Genomic DNA, 16,750 nt, shown 5'->3' on the forward strand with positions numbered 1-16,750 from the left:
GAAGTGCATGACGCAAGTCACGGTGAAAGAATTGGCCCAAGAGGTCGCTGCACCGGTAGAGCGCCTGCTGCAGCAGATGCGTGAGGCAGGTCTGCCGCACACCGACGCCGGTCAGGTAGTGACCGACAGTGAGAAGCAGGCTCTGCTGACCCACTTGAAAAGCAGCCACAAGGCGAAGGTGGAAGAGCCGCGCAAGATTACCTTGCAGCGCAAGACCACCAGCACCCTGCGTGTTGCTGGTAGCAAGAGCATCAGCGTAGAAGTACGCAAGAAGAAAGTTTTCGTACAGCGCAGCCCCGAAGAAATCCAGGCTGAGCAGAATCGCGAGCTGGAAGAACGTCGTGCCGCTGAAAACGCAGCACGCGACAAGTCTGAAGCTGAAGCGCGTAAACGTGCCGAAGAATCCGCCAGCCGTCAGCCGGCCAGCGCCCCTGCGCCAGCCGCTGCAGCACCGGCCGTGACAGCTGCGCCTGCAGCTGCCGAACCGGTTGCAGCTCCGGCCCCGGGTGTCGAGCGCAAGAAAGCCGAAGACGCCCGTCGCAACGACAAGTCGCGTGACGACGACCGCCGTGGTGGCGAGCGCCGCAACGAGGCCCCGCGCGTATCGGTCAAGGTCAAGGAAAAGGAAAAGGCGCCAGCTCCACGTGCCGCCCCACGTACCACCGAAGAGGAAAGCGACAGCTTCCGCCGTGGTGGCCGTGGCAAGGGCAAGATGAAGAAGCGCAATGCCCACGGCTTCCAGAGCCCGACCGGTCCGGTTATCCGCGACGTGGCCATTGGCGAGACCATCACCGTTTCCGAGCTGGCACAGCAGATGTCGGTCAAGGCCGCTGAAGTCGTCAAGTTCATGTTCAAGATGGGTACTCCGGTCACCATCAACCAGGTGCTCGATCAGGAAACTGCTCAGCTGATCGCCGAAGAGCTGGGCCACAAGGTCACGCTGGTCAGCGACAACGCGCTGGAAGATTCCCTGGCCGAGTCCCTGAAGTTCGAAGGCGAGTCGTTCTCCCGTGCGCCGGTCGTGACCGTAATGGGCCACGTTGACCACGGTAAGACTTCCCTGCTCGACTACATCCGTCGTGCCAAGGTAGCTGCCGGCGAAGCCGGTGGTATCACCCAGCACATCGGTGCGTACCACGTGGAAACCGACCGTGGCATGGTCACCTTCCTCGACACCCCGGGTCACGCCGCGTTTACCGCAATGCGTGCCCGTGGTGCCAAGGCGACCGACATCGTGATCCTGGTGGTCGCGGCGGACGACGGCGTGATGCCGCAAACCCGTGAAGCGGTACAGCACGCCAAGGCGGCAGGTGTTCCACTGGTCGTTGCAGTGAACAAGATCGACAAGCCAGGTGCAGACCTGGACCGCATCCGCAACGAACTGGCCGTCGAAGGCGTTACCTCCGAGGACTGGGGTGGCGACACGCCATTCGTCAAGGTTTCGGCCAAGATGGGTACCGGCGTCGACGAACTGCTCGAAGCTGTTCTGCTGCAAGCCGAGATCCTCGAGCTCAAGGCCACCCCATCGGCCCCTGGCCGTGGTGTCGTGGTCGAGTCGCGCCTGGACAAGGGCCGTGGCCCGGTGGCTACCGTGCTGGTTCAGGACGGTACCCTGCGTCAGGGCGACATGGTGCTGTGCGGTTCGAACTACGGCCGTGTACGGGCCATGCTCGACGAGAACGGCAAGCCTGTTAAGGAAGCCGGCCCGTCGATCCCGGTCGAGATTCTCGGCCTGGATGGCACCCCGGATGCCGGTGACGAACTGAGCGTGGTTGCCGACGAGAAGAAAGCCCGTGAAGTGGCTCTGTTCCGTCAAGGCAAGTTCCGCGAAGTCAAACTGGCACGTGCCCACGCTGGCAAGCTCGAGAACATCTTCGAGAACATGGGCCAGGAAGAGAAGAAGACCCTCAACATCGTACTCAAGTCCGATGTGCGTGGTTCTCTGGAGGCCCTGCAGGGCTCCCTCAGCGGTCTTGGCAACGACGAAGTACAGGTTCGCGTGATCGGCGGCGGTGTCGGTGGTATCACCGAGAGCGACGCCAACCTGGCCCTGGCTTCCAATGCAGTACTGTTCGGCTTCAACGTGCGTGCCGATGCTGGCGCGCGCAAGATCGTCGAGCAGGAAGGTCTGGATATGCGTTACTACAACGTGATCTACGACATCATTGAAGACGTCAAGAAAGCCCTGACCGGCATGCTCGGCAGCGATGTTCGCGAGAACATCCTGGGTATCGCCGAAGTGCGTGACGTGTTCCGTTCGCCGAAGTTCGGCGCCATCGCCGGCTGCATGGTCACCGAGGGTGTGGTTTACCGCAACCGTCCGATTCGCGTACTGCGCGACGACGTGGTGATCTTCGAAGGCGAACTGGAGTCGCTGCGTCGCTTCAAGGACGATGCGTCCGAAGTGCGTGCCGGCATGGAGTGCGGTATTGGCGTCAAGAGCTACAACGACGTCAAGGTCGGCGACAAGATCGAAGTCTTCGAGAAAGTCCAAGTGGCTCGCACGCTCTAAGCCGCGAGCTTGGGAGCCGCAGACCGCCCGCCGCAAGGCGCAGGTCGGCGGCTCTGAACGCAACGCCCGGTCAGGCCCAAGCCTGGCCGGGCGTTTGCCGCTTTAGTTACAGGTAGCAAAACATGGCAAAAGAATACAGCCGTACCCAACGTATCGGCGATCAGATGCAGCGCGAACTGGCGCAACTGATCCGTCGCGAAGTCAAAGATCCGCGCGTCGGCCTGGTGACCATCACCGCCGTCGACGTCAGCCGCGATGTCGGCCACGCCAAGGTGTTCATCACCGTGATGGGCGAGGACAGCGCAGAAGACATCAAGCAAAGCCTCAAGGTGCTCAACAGCGCCGCCGGTTTCCTGCGCATGCAACTGGGCAAGGAAATGAAGCTGCGCAGCGTGCCGCAACTGCACTTCCACTACGACGAGAGCGTGACCCGCGGTGCCCATCTGTCGGCACTGATCGAGCGCGCGGTCGCCGAGGACAGCCAGCACAAGTCCGACGATACCCCCCTGGACACCAAGGAGTAAGCGGTGGCTCAGGTCAAGCGTATCCGTCGTAACGTCAGCGGCATCATCCTGCTCGACAAGCCGTTGGGGTTCACCTCCAATGCTGCCCTGCAGAAGGTGCGCTGGCTGCTCAACGCCGAGAAGGCCGGACATACCGGCAGCCTCGACCCGCTGGCCAGTGGCGTGCTGCCGCTGTGCTTCGGCGAGGCGACCAAGTTCTCGCAATACCTGCTCGAGTCCGACAAGGGCTACGAGACGGTGATGCAACTGGGGCAGACCACCAACACGGGCGACGCCGAAGGCGAAATTCTGCAAACCCGCGAAGTGACCGTTGGTCGCAGCGACGTTGAAGCCGTACTGCCACAGTTTCGTGGTCCAATCAGCCAGATACCGCCGATGTACTCGGCGCTCAAGCGCGATGGCCAGCCGCTGTACAAGCTGGCACGTGCAGGCGAAGTAGTGGAGCGTGAAGCGCGTTCTGTTACTATTAACCGCTTGGAGCTGCTCGAGTGCGAAGGCACCCGGGTACGCCTCTCGGTAGGCTGCAGCAAGGGCACCTACATCCGTACGCTGGTAGAGGACATCGGTGAGCAGCTGGGCTGCGGCGCCTATGTTGCAGAACTGCGCCGTACGCATGCAGGCCCCTTCGAACTGGCCCAGACCGTCACCCTCGAAGAGCTCGAGCAGGTGCACGCCGAAGGTGGCAACGAAGCGGTCGACCGCTTCCTGATGCCATCGGACAGCGGGTTGCAGGACTGGCCGTTGCTGCACTTCTCCGAGCACAGCGCGTTCTACTGGCTGCATGGTCAGCCGGTGCGTGCACCGGATGCGCCGAAGTTCGGCATGGTCCGCGTGCAGGATCACAACGGTCGTTTCATCGGTATCGGTGAAGTGAGCGAAGACGGGCGCATTGCGCCACGTCGACTGATTCGGTCGGAATGATCGAAACCTTCAGTGTCGGGTTCAGGCCCGGCACTGGCGGGCAAGAGGATGGCTGTCAATAGGCACGGTCACGCCTCACTTTTAAATACAGGGATCTGTCCCTGGCCTATTGGAAACCGTGTGTACGGTTTCCCTTGATATTGGAGAAGCCAGATGGCACTCAGCGTTGAAGAAAAAGCAAAGATCGTTGGCGAATACCAGCAAGCAGCCGGTGACACCGGTAGCCCGGAAGTGCAGGTTGCCCTGCTGACCGCCAACATCAACAAGCTGCAAGGCCACTTCAAGGCCAACGGTAAAGACCACCACTCCCGTCGTGGTCTGATCCGCATGGTAAACCAGCGTCGCAAGCTGCTGGACTACCTGAAAGGTAAAGACACCACTCGTTACAGCGCCCTGATCGGTCGTCTGGGCCTGCGTCGCTAATAGCGGCCTGGTCAGTGGTGTGCACGGCGTGCTGCTGTCATCCGCCGAGGGCTTCGGCCCCCGCGCGGGTGAGCACGCCGCGCGTATCTATGAGGTTGGCTGTCTGCCTCGCCCGCGCGGTTTACCGCAAGGGCAGGGCAGGCTCCCAACCTCTAGTTTTATCTGGACTGCCAACAGGGCCGATTCCCTGTGCTGCCCAAGAATTCGCAAGAACCAGTTCCCCCAGAGCCACTGAAGAAGGTAGGAAACCGTGAACCCGGTAATCAAGAAATTCCAGTTCGGTCAATCGACCGTTACCCTCGAGACGGGCCGTATTGCTCGTCAAGCGTCCGGCGCCGTATTGGTCACCGTCGACAACGATGTCACCGTGCTGGTGACCGTGGTCGGTGCCAAACAGGCCGATCCAGGCAAAGGCTTCTTCCCCCTGTCCGTTCACTATCAGGAAAAGACCTACGCCGCCGGCAAGATCCCTGGTGGTTTCTTCAAGCGTGAAGGCCGTCCTTCCGAGAAAGAGACCCTGACCTCGCGTCTGATCGACCGTCCGATCCGTCCGCTGTTCCCTGAAGGCTTCATGAACGAAGTGCAGGTTGTCTGCACCGTCGTTTCCACCAGCAAGAAAACCGATCCGGACATCGCTGCCATGATCGGTACCTCGGCTGCGCTGGCCATCTCCGGCATTCCGTTCGAAGGCCCTATCGGCGCCGCCCGTGTCGCTTTCCACGAAAGCACCGGCTACCTGCTGAACCCGACCTACGAGCAACTGGCTGCCTCGAGCCTGGACATGGTCGTTGCCGGTACCTCCGACGCCGTGCTGATGGTCGAATCGGAAGCCAAGGAGCTGACCGAAGACCAGATGCTGGGCGCCGTGCTGTTCGCCCACGATGAATTCCAGGCCGTGATCCAGGCCGTCAAGGAGCTGGCTGCCGAAGCCGCCAAGCCTACCTGGGACTGGACTGCCAAGGCCGAGAACACCCCGCTGCTGAGCGCCATTCGTGGCGAATTCGGTGCCGCGGTGTCCGATGCCTACACCATCACCGTCAAGGCCGACCGTTATGCTCGCCTGGGCGAGCTGCGCGAGCAGGTCATCGCCAAGTTCTCCGGCGAAGAAGGCCAGCCGACTGCCGCTGAAGTCAAAGAGATCTTCGGTGAAATCGAATACCGCACCGTTCGCGAAAACATCGTCAACGGCAAGCCACGTATCGATGGTCGCGACACCAAGACCGTGCGCCCGCTGAACATCGAAGTCGGCGTGCTGCCGAAAACCCACGGTTCGGCCCTGTTCACCCGTGGCGAAACCCAGGCCCTGGTCGTTGCGACCCTGGGTACTGCACGTGACGCACAGCTGCTGGACACCCTGGAAGGCGAGCGCAAAGACCCCTTCATGCTGCACTACAACTTCCCGCCGTTCTCGGTGGGCGAGTGTGGCCGCATGGGCGGTGCTGGTCGTCGCGAAATCGGTCACGGCCGTCTGGCCCGTCGTTCGGTCCAGGCCATGCTGCCGGCCGCCGACGTGTTCCCGTACACCATCCGCGTGGTGTCGGAGATCACCGAATCCAACGGTTCGAGCTCGATGGCTTCGGTCTGTGGCGCTTCCCTGGCCCTGATGGACGCTGGTGTACCGATGAAGGCGCCGGTAGCCGGTATCGCCATGGGTCTGGTCAAAGAGGGCGAGAAGTTCGCCATCCTGACCGACATCCTGGGTGATGAAGACCACCTGGGCGACATGGACTTCAAGGTAGCCGGTACCGCCAAGGGTGTGACCGCGCTGCAGATGGACATCAAGATCAACGGCATCACCGAAGAGATCATGGAAATCGCCCTGGGCCAGGCCCTGGAAGCGCGCCTGAACATCCTCGGCCAGATGAACCAGATCATTGGCCAGTCGCGTACCGAGCTGTCGGAAAACGCACCGACCATGATCGCGATGAAGATCGACACCGACAAGATTCGCGACGTCATCGGCAAGGGCGGCGCAACCATCCGTGCCATCTGCGAAGAAACCAAGGCGTCGATCGATATCGAAGACGACGGTTCGATCAAGATCTTCGGCGAAACCAAGGATGCTGCAGAAGCTGCGCGCCAGCGCGTTCTGAGCATCACTGCCGAAGCCGAGATCGGCAAGATCTACGTCGGCAAGGTCGAGCGCATCGTCGACTTCGGTGCATTCGTCAACATCCTGCCGGGCAAGGACGGTCTGGTTCACATCTCCATGCTGAGCGATGCTCGCGTCGAGAAAGTGACCGACATCCTGAAAGAAGGCCAGGAAGTCGAAGTACTGGTACTGGACGTGGACAACCGCGGCCGTATCAAGCTGTCGATCAAGGACGTTGCCGCCGCCAAGGCGTCGGGCGTCTGATGATGCAGCAGGGCAGGTAACTGCCCGGTAGTGCCAATGCCCCGTATCGCAGGATACGGGGCATTTTTTTTGCTTTCAGCCGGCAGCGCCGGCAAAGCGCCTGCGCCCCAGGTTGGTGATGATCAGGCTCAGCGAGTCGGCGTTGGCCAGGATCAGGTCGGTGCGTACCTGCGGATCGCTGTAGAACGCAGTGCGTGCAGCTGCCAGGGTGTTTGTCTTGCTTAGCCGAAAGATCGCGGGCAGGGCTCGTCCATCCTTTTTCCTGATATCTCTCCAGGTCTGGCTCGAGGTGTCGAAGGTTCTGAACAGCGCCTGGGCGGGGGTGTTGATCGAGAGCCCGTTCTGTTTGTAGCCAAGGATCGTCTGATAGGCGATACGCCCGCCCCGCGTGTGCTGGCTGATCTGGTCCGGGAAGGGGGCCGCGGCTTCCACGTAGGCGATATCCACGGTTCGAAGTACCTGGTGTGACAGCTCGTGTATCAGCGTCGTTGCTTGCTGGTGGGCGAGCAGCTCGATGGCCGGTGGCGTTGCGTAAATCGAAACGTCCCATGGCAGGGTGAACACGCGCTCGGTGAGAAAGATCCGCTTGCCGGGGTCGTTGTGGTAGGTGAAACCGTAGGTATCGCGCTGATCGGGCATGTTCATGCCCACTACGAGGCGTTTGGAGGTGACCGTGTCCATCGAGGCTGACAACAGCTCGTCCAGTATCCGCTGGGTATAGTCACGCAGCAGGCGTACTGTCTGGTCTGAGGGAGGGTGGTCGAACACGTTTTGCAAGATGCTCAGTGTCTCGGGCGGCAGGGGCGCCTGGGGCGAAGACAGGTTGAGGTTCTTCAGGCAGGTGTCCAGATAGTGGCGGCTCAAGGCATGGGCACGCAGTAGCATCTGGTACTTGGTCGGCTGGAGCGCGGCAATGTTCTTCATTCCCGAAGCCAGCGTGGTGTAGCGCAGGGATATGTCTTCGTTGGCCAGGGCCGTTTCGAAACTGCTGTAGGCCGCGCCGCCGCCACGCAAGCCTTCCTGCAGATCAACCTGCCACTGATTTCCCGTTCTTTGCAGCGTGGGCCCGAGTCGGCCCTGCTTGATGATCTGCCACTGCTGTGCTGGCTTGGCCACTTCATAGACGTGGCCCGCGATCACGCAATAGAAACGCTCGGTACCCGGGGCGAAATAAAGCCCCAGGGTGGTGTTGCGGACCATGTCCTTGAGTTGCACGTTCTGCGCCTGCAGGTCACTCAGCCGGTTGGGTACCAGGGGGTTGAGCAGTACCTCGTTCCAGGCAGGGTCCAGTTCCAGTGCAGGCGTGACGGGTGAAGGCTCGTCAGGGGTCTTCCTGCTCACGCTCGAGCCACCTGGGCGCATCATGACCAGGCCACTCAGGGCGGTGACGAACTCCGCAAGCGATTCGCCCCAGTTGTGCTGCAAAGCGGCGTTACCGGATGCCTGCAACCACTGGACACTCTGTAGCGAGCTGAGCATGGCTGCCAGCTTTCCAGGCAGGAAAAACGAACTCTGCTCGATGGCAAGGCCCATTACATAGCGCAGCACATTCCAGTATTCCTCGGCGGTAGTTACCGTGCGTGCCTTGGTCAGTGCCCGCAGGAATGCCACGTTCTCGGTGAACAGGTAGTCAAGGGCATTGCCTTCGATCTCGCTGCGCACAAGTTGAACCGCACCGGGGGTGGGCGAGAAATCGAACAGGTCCGATGAGGACCAGAACAGGTGGGGGTGAAGAAAGCCGTTGTGGTCGTATCGCGACTGCACCGTGTCGGGAAGCCGGTTCAGAATATCTCGTTGCAGCTCTGGGTCCGAGAGGATGGCACTGCGCAGTGCGCCCTGGTCCTTGAACTCGAGCAACATCTTGTGTGGCCGGTAGGCGCAGTACAACACCAGGGGCCCGTCCTGTTCGCCCTGCGGTCCGATCACATACATGCCCCTCACGGTATCGGGGGCGAACCCTTGCTCGGCCCGTAGCTGCAATTGGCACAGGGTGATCTTCCTGCCCTCGACCAGGTCGCGGGCGAGGGCATCCGGCTTGGCCAGCACATGGGAAAAGTAGTAAAGCGCCTTGGCCGATAGTTTGTTGTCCAGAAAATGCTGATACCCCTCTTCCATCAGGTAGGCGGTGGATACCAGCGTGTAGCGATGACGGCGTTCGAGGTAGTCGGGATCCTGCGGGGTGAACTTCTTCTCGAGCAGGGCACGGTATGCACTGGCCACGTCGAGCCGGTCGATCATGTTGCGGATGGTGGCCGCTTCCAGCGCTTCAGGTGCCATGCCTGGTCGCGTGACGCTGACCTTCATGCTTGTCGCTGTGCCGGTCAACCGGCTGTGGGTCAGGGCGTACTCGCTCAGTGTCTTGGTGGTGGTGGCCAGGTCCGAGGAAATCGGCGAGGGCGTCTGGCCGGGCATTACCGGGTTGGGGGTGAAGTGCGTGAAGGTGACGGTAATCAGGTCGGGATCGTCCGGTGCGCTCGGGTAATCCTGGGCGAGCCCTGCCTTGAGCTGCTGATTGGCGAAGTCGTTGAGCGTTGGGATCGAGAACAGGTAGTTGAACTTGGGGTTGCTGACACGGGCGCAGGCCTGCACCAGTTGCGCGTAGTTTTTCATTTGCTGCGGTGTCGCGTTGCATAGCCATGCCGGTAGAAGGGTGCGCAAATACTGACCCTCGAGGCTGTCGCGTACCCGCTGCAAGGCCCCTTCGAACGGGTGCCTGGCGGCCTGGTTATCGATGAAGCGTTGCAGCAATGATGTGCCGAGCCTGCTGCGCAGGGCATAACCCAGGTAGTAACGCCGGGTTGCAGCACGAAAGCGTGCCGCACTGTGTTCAACAAACGCGAACAGCTCGCTTTGTTCGATGAGGCGTACGCTGGGCTGACTGGCACCTGGAAGCTGCGCCAGGGTGTGCCAGTTGCGCAGGTCTTCGGCGTTCACCAGGCTCAGCCACTGATGAAGCTTCTCCGGGTCGTCGAATGCGCCGGTCATTTCCGAGCGCAAGGCTGCTTCGCTGCTGAATTGACTCAGTGGCTCCAGCGGTGACCAGAGCAACAGGCTGTCATTGTCGGCCGTTGCCCGCTGCAGCACGAATGCATCGGCCAGTGGCAGCAGCCCGGCCTTGCCGGGTACCGACAAGCTCAGGCTGTGCAGGCGAATGTCACTGTGCCCCGGCCGGTCCAATGCTTGCTGCAGCAGGTCGAGCAGCGCGTCATCGATCACGCCGTTCTCGCGGGCTTGCTCCAGTTCGATGCGCAGCAGCGCTTCGTACAAGCTGCGCATGCTCGTGAGCGGGGACACCACACTGTCCTTCAGGCGTAACCGACCCGTGTCGAACGCCTCGAGTTGTTCAAGGTAGGTCGAGGCAAAGCCCGCTTTAAGGGTGTCGATCTGTTGCCGGATCACGGGTGCCGACGGCCACGACAGTGGCAAGCCTTGCCGGTCCTGCACCTGCACCTGATCCTGCGGCGCGTGCTGGTTGCCTGTTTCGCCCAGCTGTTCGAGAAACCTGTCGACTACCGTGCCAGTCTTTTCTGCCCATTTGAGCTGGATGTCCAAGGGGTGCAACTGGCCGTCGCTGATGGCGTCGAGGCTGGGGGCAAGCATGTCCAGAACACAGGACTGCACCTTCGGCTGGGCGGTGGCCAGGGATTGAAACAGCTGATGCAGTGCCCTGGCACGGGTGAGGCGCTCTACCAGCGTAACGCTCTGGCTGGGTGGCACGGGCAGCCTCATGGCGACTGCTGGCTGTGCATCGGGCAGCCATCGACCGTTGACCCCGAGGTGGGTCAGGCGCCTGTCCACCAGCGCGCGCATGTCCAGTGCATCTTCGACCCCGGCCATGGCCGTGCTGCTCTGGGCACCGGGGAAGCGTAGTGCGTGGGCAAGACGCCGGTTGACCAGTGCGATCAGCGCATCAGCAAGTGCGAGGAACATCGGTTGGCCGACCTCGACCAGCCTGACCACAGGCGTCGCGCTGGTTTGCAACTGCTCCCAGTCATCGCGGCTGATCGAGGCGGGGCAAGCAGGTTGTGTGAGCAGGGCCTGGCAATGCCGTTCAAGGGCGGCCTGATCGGCGAAGTGTTGAAACCCGGTTCGTGTGCTGAACAGGAACACCCCCTTGCTGGTATCGGTCGGTTGTTGCAGGGCCAGGCTGTCGGCCAGCAGCACCGTCCTACCCATGTCCTGAGCCGCTGGCACCAACGCCAGGCTACACACCCGCAAGGCGCCCAGGTCGGGGATCAGCGCTTCACGCAGCCATTGCAGCTGAGGGGTGTCGATGCGTTGTTCATTGGCCGCTCGCACCAGCGTACGACAGTAGTTGTCGGCAAGACCAAGTGCCAGGGCTTCGCGGTTATCGCTGCCCACGTCGTTGTCGACACTGCTCCAATAGCTTCGCAGGGCCTGTGCAAAGGCCCCCGGAACGGCCTTGGCAGTGCTGGCAAGGGCCTGCTCGCAGGCGAGCGGGTCGGGCGTATCGTGCGTTGCGGTGCCATCGCGTACGAAGCGGCGCTTCAGGTCGATACCCAGCGGCTGGCCGCTGAACGCGTCCAGTGCAACATCGGACAGGGCCTGCGTGCGCACCACGCTGGCGTTACTGGCAATGACCTGGACCCGTTGTTGCGCGATGTCGTCGACGCCCTCCAGCAGCGTCGAGAAGGCTGTGCTCAAGCAACTGTCGAGAACACCGGTCAGGGTGGGCAGTTTGGCCAGCCCGCCGGATTGCCCCCGCAGCAGATCGATTTGCTGTTGCATCAGGTGGTGTGACCACCGGGTGAACACGGCATCGCTCAGGTTCACGAACTGCAGCGGTTCGCTCGGCACGCCCAGGTGAGTCAGCTGGGCCTGCAGGGCACTTTCAAGCTGTTGCAGCGTGTTGAAGCCCTGTACGCCATGCAATGGGCTGTACAGGTAGGTCGCCTCAAGCAGCGGGTCGCGCTGATGAATGACCAGGCAATTGGCAGACAGTGGCTGCAGGTTGCCTGTCACCTCCACCCGCATGCTCGCCGGCAGGGACGTTTGATCGGCCAGGCGACGCAGCCACCGCGCTTCGATGATGCTCAGGCTCAGGTCGCGCTGTGCGGTCTCCAGCGCGGTGATGAAGCCTGCGCGCAAGGTGCCGGGCTCAAAGTAGGGCATCACGATCATGGCGTTTCCTGCAGCGGGGGACCCGGTTCATCCGGCTCACGACGCCTGCCACGTTAGAGGGTGCCCTGTTGCAGGCAGTGGTACATATTGCAACGCCCGTTGGATTCCCGGGCATGGGTGCGGCGGTATTTTGTGAACATGCAACTTGCACGCGCATCCATTGCAAAGCATGCAATGTGCACGATGAGCTATTTTTTGGTGATTTTTAAGCTATTGATTTTTAAAGGTTTTATTTTTTATTCGGGTTGGCACAGCTTCTGCAATATCCCTGTTACCTGCTGCCAGGAATGACGGCGCAGACCTTTCGAAAAACAGGAGTGTCTCGTATGAAGAAGTTCGCTATTGCTGCTGCTACTGCCACCGCGCTGACCCTGACCATGGCTAACGCCGCCTTTGCAGCCCAACCTGCATCGCAAGCACCGATGATGCTGGCTGCTGGTGAAATGACCAAGGCCAAAGAAGAAACTTCCGATACCTGGATCACCACCAAGGTCAAAGCCGACCTGGTCACCGAGAAAGGCATCCCGGGTACCGACATCAAGGTCGAAACCAACAAAGGTGTGGTTTCCCTGTCCTCGACCACCGCGATCACCGAAGCGCAGAAAACCACTGCGGTGAACATCGCCAAGAAAATCAAGGGCGTGAAAGCCGTTTCGGCTGATGGCCTGAAAGCTGAGTAAGCGTTTCGCTCGCTGATCCTGACGGTTCATGCGAAAGGCCACACGGAGGTGGCCAACCCTAAAGCCCCGGCGCAGTCAGCCGGGGCTTTTCTTTGTGCGCTGGAACACTGGCCTGGTGCCGGTGCTCCCCGCCAGCCCTACTCGGCGTCCAGGTGCAGGGGCGAGATCACCCGGCCATCCGCTTCGGCCTGGCCCAGCGTGGCGTCGATGAAGTACACCCGGTCGTCTTGCAACTGACCCTTGTCGACCAGGTAGTCCTTGATGCTGCTGGCGCGTGCCTGACCGAGCTGACGCAGCAGCACGGTGCTCTCGGCCCATGACTTGATCACCGCTTCCTGCAGCTTGGCAGTACGCTGTGCACGGTCCAGCTGCTCCCACTCGGCCGGTGGCTGCTGCTTGAGACGGGTACGGTAGATGCCCTCGAGCATGGCCGGCTTGTCGCCATCGGGCACCTGCAGTTGCGAGGCCTGTGCCGGCACCTTGTCGCCGCGACGCTGAAGGATCTTGTAGTAGGTGCTCTGGTACTCACGATCCAGACGCTGTGCGGCAATCAGTGGCCCGTCGCTGCTCTGGGCGCTGGTGCCTTCGATTTCCAGGCGCAGGGCAGGGCGTTCCTTGAGTGCTGCCGCCAGCTTGTCCAGCGAGCCCTGGGCATCGCTGCTCAGCTCGCTTGAGCCGGGGGCGAAGGACACGGTGCCCAGGTCTTCGGACCCGCCACCACTGACCAGCCCGCCGATGAACTTGAACGGCGCCTGGGCGGCGCGCAGCACCAGGTTGCGCAGGGTCTGCCACACAATCGGCATTACGCTGAACTGCGGGTTGTTGAGGTCGCCCGACACCGGCAGCTCGATGGAGATCTTGCCCTCGGTGTCCTTGAGCAGCGCGATCGCCAGGCGAATCGGCAGGTTGACGGCGTCGGGGCTGTCGACCTTCTCACCCAGTTGCAACTGCTCGACCACCACCTTGTTCTCGGCCTTGAGCTGGCCCTTGGTGATCAGGTAATGCAGGTCCAGGTTCAGGCGGCCCTTGCGAATCCGGTAGCCGGCGAACTTGCCCGAATACGGCGTCAGGGTCGTCAGCTCGACACGCTTGAAGCTGGTGGCGATGTCCAGGCTGGCCATCGGGTCGAACGGGTTGAGCGCGCCCTTGATGGTGACGGGCGCATAACGGTCCACCTTGCCCTTGATATCGACCTTGGCCGGGTGTGGCTGGCGGTTGTCGATGGTGCCGATCTGGCCGTTCAGCTGCTGGATGGCGGTGGCGAAGTTGGGTGTCAGGCTGAAGTCGGCGAAGTTGGCCGAGCCATCGTTGATGTCGATGCCACCGATACGGATACCCAGGGGCTTTTCATTGCTGGCCGTGCGCTTGCCCTGGGGCTTGGCGGCGCCGTTGGCCGGCTGCGGAATCAGCAGGTCATCCACGCTGGTGGTGCGGTCTTCGTTGATCATGAAGCGGGCATAGGGCTGCTGCAGGGTCACCTTGGCAATGCTCAGCGCATCGCCGTGGCGATAGTCCAGGCCGTCCACGTTCAGTTGCTGCCATTTGACGAAGTCACGGCCCTTGATGGTGTCCAGGGTATGCAACTGATTGACCTGCGCCTTGCCGGTGACGCTGAACGCCAGCGGGGCGGTGTTCTTCAGGTCCACGTTCAGGTCGCTGCCGAGCATGCCGCTGCGCAGCTCCAGGCGAATGAACGGGCTGATGTAGGCCTGGGCTACCCGCAGGTCGATGTCCTGTGTGCTGACCTTGAGCCGGGCGCTGACCGGTGCCAGGTTGACCTCACCCGATGCCTGCAGCTTGCCCTGGCGGCCGACGCCGCTGTCGAGCTTGAGGGTGAAGGGGCTCTTGTTGAGGCTGTCGAAGTTCTGCAGGTCGAGGTTGAGCGGGCCGACATCCAGCGCCACCGCTTCTTTCTGCGAGCGATCGGCCAGATGAACCTGGTAGTTGCGCAGTTGCACGTCGCGCAGCAGCACCTGCCACGGCTTGCCGGGAGCGGCCTTGGCGCTGGCTTCCTGCGGCGCGGGCCCGGCAGTGGCCGGCTCGGCCTTTTCCTTGGGGGTGGCCTTGGCAGGCTGGCTGGCGAAGAGTTTTTGCCAGTCGAGCTGGCCGTCGGCTTCCAGGGCCGCCCAGGTTTCCAGCTTTTCACTGCGGATCTTGCCGACCGTGACCAGCTGTTTGGCCAGGTCGACCGTGGTTTCACTCACGTCCAGTCGGGCCAGGCGGGCCAACGGGCGACCGTCCGGGGCCTTGATCGCGAAGGGGGCGATGCTGAGCGAGGCGTTGTCCAGCAGCAGCTCGGTTTCCTTCGACAGGTTGAGCTTGTAATGGGTGTCCAGGTTGAGCACGCCGTCTTCCAGCACCAGCGGCAGCGCGTCGCGCACGTACGGCCACCACACCTTCATCTTGCCGTCGGTGACCTTGAGGGTGCCTTCGGAGGCGATCGGTACCAGGCTGATGGTGCCCGCCCAGTCGATGCGCCCGCCCTCTGGCCCGGCGGCCACCAGGGTCATGTCGGCATTGTCGTCGGGCAGGGTGCTGAGGTTCTTCAGCTCCAGGTTCATCGAGTCGTAGAGGAATTCGATCGGCTCGCTCGGGCGCAGGTCCTGGAAGTGCAGGTAGCCCTCGCTCAGCTTGATGCTGCCGATGCGCAGCGGGAACGGTTCGCTTGCCGGCGTCTCGGCCTTGGGCTCGCTGGGCGGCAGCTTGAACAGTTGGGTCAGGTTCAGGCTGCCGTCCTTGGCGAACAGCAGCTCGGTGCGCGGCTTGTCCAGCTCGACGGCTGCCAGGTGCAGGGCACCGGACCACAGGCTGTCGAGCTGCAGGTTGGCGTAGAGGCGTTCGAAGCCGACCTGCTCCTTGCCGGTCTCGCCGATCTGCAAGCCCCATAGCGTCAGCTCGAGGCTGAACGGATTGAGCTCGATACGCTGGATGTGCGCCGGCACGGTGGCGTAACTGGCCAACTGCTGATTGGCGATGCGCAAGGCTACGCCAGGCAGGATCAGGAAACCGAGGAGGCTGTACAGGGCCAGGCCGGCCAACAAGGCGCCGAGGGCGCGTTTCAATCCTTTGGGCATGTGCGGCGTCGTCTGTCTAGAGCGGGAGTGCTTGGAGTATGGCACGTTAATTCGGTTCCGAAGGTAGTCCGAAATACCGGACTACCTGCGGTTTTTTCCACTTACAGCTGCAGGATCAAGCACTTCAGGGGCGCCTGTCCGTCCAGTGACGGGAAGTCGTCTGCCGGCTTGAGCACCTGCCATTCCCGCACCGGGCGGCCGATCTTCTGTGCGCAACGCAGCACCTGCTCGCGCCAGTCGTCGAGGCCGACCTTGGCCAGGTTGTTGCAGCAGATCAGCACGCCGCCTTCGGCCGTGCTCAGCAGGGCGGGCTTGAGCAGGCTCTGGTAATCACGCAGCAGGTCGACGGTGCCGAACGCGCTCTTGGCCCAGGCAGGCGGGTCGAGCAGTACCAGGTCGAACTCGCGCGGCTCCAGGCGCGGGTAGGCCGGCAGCTTGTGCCCGCGACGCTGGCTGACCGGCAGGCCTGCCAGCTGGCGAATGGCCGGAAAGTAGTCGGACTGGATGAACTCCATGGGCGCCAGTTGCGGGTTGAGTGCGCCGTTCTCGCGGCCAACGGCCAGGTTGCCTTCGGCGAAATCCAGGTTGCACACCGCGCTGGCACCTCCGGCGGCAGCGCTCAGGCCTACCCCGCAGGTATAGGCGAACAGGTTGAGCACGCGTTTGCCGGCACTGTGTTGCTTGACCCAGCCACGGGCATTGCGCAGGTCCAGAAACAACAGCGGGTCCTGGCCGGCATGGCGACCGCGCACGCGGTAGTTCAGGCCCCACTCGTGACCGACCAGGTCGGCCAGCGCGGCCTCGCTGGGCTGGTAGACCGGGTCGCGCCGGTCGATGCGGCTGTTGCCCTGGGAGCGGTCGTTGTACACCAGCAGCAGTGGCAGGCCCAGTTCGCGCTCGATGTGCCCATGCAGGTCCAGCAGGGCATCGCGCTCGAGGGTGTGGTGAAAGCTCTGTACCAGCAACTGCGGGCCATAGCGGTCGACGGTCAGTCCGCCCGCGCCTTCCTGGCTGCCGTGGAACAGCCGGTAACAGTCGGTGCCCTGGGCGTGCAGCTCACTTAGAAGCTGCTGGCGGGCGTCGAGGGCGGCGCGCAGCGCCTGATTCAAGGAGGACAT

9 protein-coding genes are annotated in these 16,750 nt (G+C 62.2%); 6 read left to right on the top strand and 3 right to left on the bottom strand.

Going from position 1 to position 16,750, the window contains the following annotated elements:
* Positions 1-7: 7 nt before the first annotated feature.
* The 5 genes from infB (at position 8) to pnp (ending at position 6,736) form a co-directional block, all read left to right on the top strand.
* Positions 8-2,512 carry a translation initiation factor IF-2 gene (gene infB, locus ACPRTJ_RS14160; protein ID WP_043863820.1) on the top strand — a complete coding sequence of 835 codons (2,505 nt, stop codon included), beginning with the start codon at positions 8-10 and terminating at the stop codon, positions 2,510-2,512.
* A 122-nt stretch (positions 2,513-2,634) separates the two neighbouring features.
* The gene (gene rbfA / locus ACPRTJ_RS14165) at positions 2,635-3,036 is read left to right on the top strand and encodes a 30S ribosome-binding factor RbfA (RefSeq protein ID WP_043863819.1); all 402 of its coding nucleotides are present in this window, start codon (positions 2,635-2,637) and stop codon (positions 3,034-3,036) included.
* 3 nt (positions 3,037-3,039) lie between these two features.
* A complete protein-coding gene (gene truB / locus ACPRTJ_RS14170) occupies positions 3,040-3,957 on the top strand; it encodes a tRNA pseudouridine(55) synthase TruB (protein ID WP_043863818.1) in 918 nt (305 codons plus the stop codon).
* Between the two features lie 153 nt (positions 3,958-4,110).
* A complete protein-coding gene (rpsO, locus tag ACPRTJ_RS14175) occupies positions 4,111-4,380 on the top strand; it encodes a 30S ribosomal protein S15 (protein WP_010222985.1) in 270 nt (89 codons plus the stop codon).
* A 250-nt stretch (positions 4,381-4,630) separates the two neighbouring features.
* The gene (pnp, locus tag ACPRTJ_RS14180; protein ID WP_043863817.1) at positions 4,631-6,736 is read left to right on the top strand and encodes a polyribonucleotide nucleotidyltransferase; all 2,106 of its coding nucleotides are present in this window, start codon (positions 4,631-4,633) and stop codon (positions 6,734-6,736) included.
* A 75-nt stretch (positions 6,737-6,811) separates the two neighbouring features.
* Here pnp and ACPRTJ_RS14185 read toward each other — a convergent pair whose 3' ends face one another.
* Positions 6,812-11,878, bottom strand: coding sequence for a hypothetical protein (locus tag ACPRTJ_RS14185; protein ID WP_426427039.1), 5,067 nt, complete (start codon positions 11,876-11,878; stop codon positions 6,812-6,814).
* Between the two features lie 326 nt (positions 11,879-12,204).
* Between ACPRTJ_RS14185 and ACPRTJ_RS14190 the strand changes: the two genes are divergently transcribed.
* Positions 12,205-12,558 (top strand): BON domain-containing protein, encoded by a 354-nt coding sequence (locus ACPRTJ_RS14190; RefSeq protein ID WP_043863815.1) that lies wholly within the window; start codon positions 12,205-12,207, stop codon positions 12,556-12,558.
* A gap of 137 nt (positions 12,559-12,695) precedes the next feature.
* Here the strand turns inward: ACPRTJ_RS14190 and ACPRTJ_RS14195 are convergent, their stop codons facing one another.
* Both ACPRTJ_RS14195 and ACPRTJ_RS14200 read right to left on the bottom strand, forming a co-directional pair.
* The gene (locus ACPRTJ_RS14195) at positions 12,696-15,632 is read right to left on the bottom strand and encodes a DUF748 domain-containing protein (protein ID WP_210014087.1); all 2,937 of its coding nucleotides are present in this window, start codon (positions 15,630-15,632) and stop codon (positions 12,696-12,698) included.
* A 101-nt stretch (positions 15,633-15,733) separates the two neighbouring features.
* The gene (locus ACPRTJ_RS14200; protein WP_426427040.1) at positions 15,734-16,750 is read right to left on the bottom strand and encodes a class I SAM-dependent rRNA methyltransferase; all 1,017 of its coding nucleotides are present in this window, start codon (positions 16,748-16,750) and stop codon (positions 15,734-15,736) included.

The sequence above is a fragment of the Pseudomonas palmensis genome (genome assembly GCF_049942755.1).
GTDB classification, from domain to species: Bacteria; Pseudomonadota; Gammaproteobacteria; order Pseudomonadales; family Pseudomonadaceae; genus Aquipseudomonas; species Aquipseudomonas palmensis.

What these genes read in the sequence shown, in the direction of transcription:
- ACPRTJ_RS14195 (WP_210014087.1), bottom strand. Translation starts at nt 15,632, where the DNA reads ATGCCCAAAGGATTGAAACGCGCCCTCGGCGCCTTGTTGGCCGGCCTG.
- rbfA (WP_043863819.1), top strand. Translation starts at nt 2,635, where the DNA reads ATGGCAAAAGAATACAGCCGTACCCAACGTATCGGCGATCAGATGCAG.
- ACPRTJ_RS14185 (WP_426427039.1), bottom strand. Translation starts at nt 11,878, where the DNA reads ATGATCGTGATGCCCTACTTTGAGCCCGGCACCTTGCGCGCAGGCTTC.
- infB (WP_043863820.1), top strand. Translation starts at nt 8, where the DNA reads ATGACGCAAGTCACGGTGAAAGAATTGGCCCAAGAGGTCGCTGCACCG.
- ACPRTJ_RS14200 (WP_426427040.1), bottom strand. Translation starts at nt 16,750, where the DNA reads ATGTCCTCCTTGAATCAGGCGCTGCGCGCCGCCCTCGACGCCCGCCAG.
- ACPRTJ_RS14190 (WP_043863815.1), top strand. Translation starts at nt 12,205, where the DNA reads ATGAAGAAGTTCGCTATTGCTGCTGCTACTGCCACCGCGCTGACCCTG.
- rpsO (WP_010222985.1), top strand. Translation starts at nt 4,111, where the DNA reads ATGGCACTCAGCGTTGAAGAAAAAGCAAAGATCGTTGGCGAATACCAG.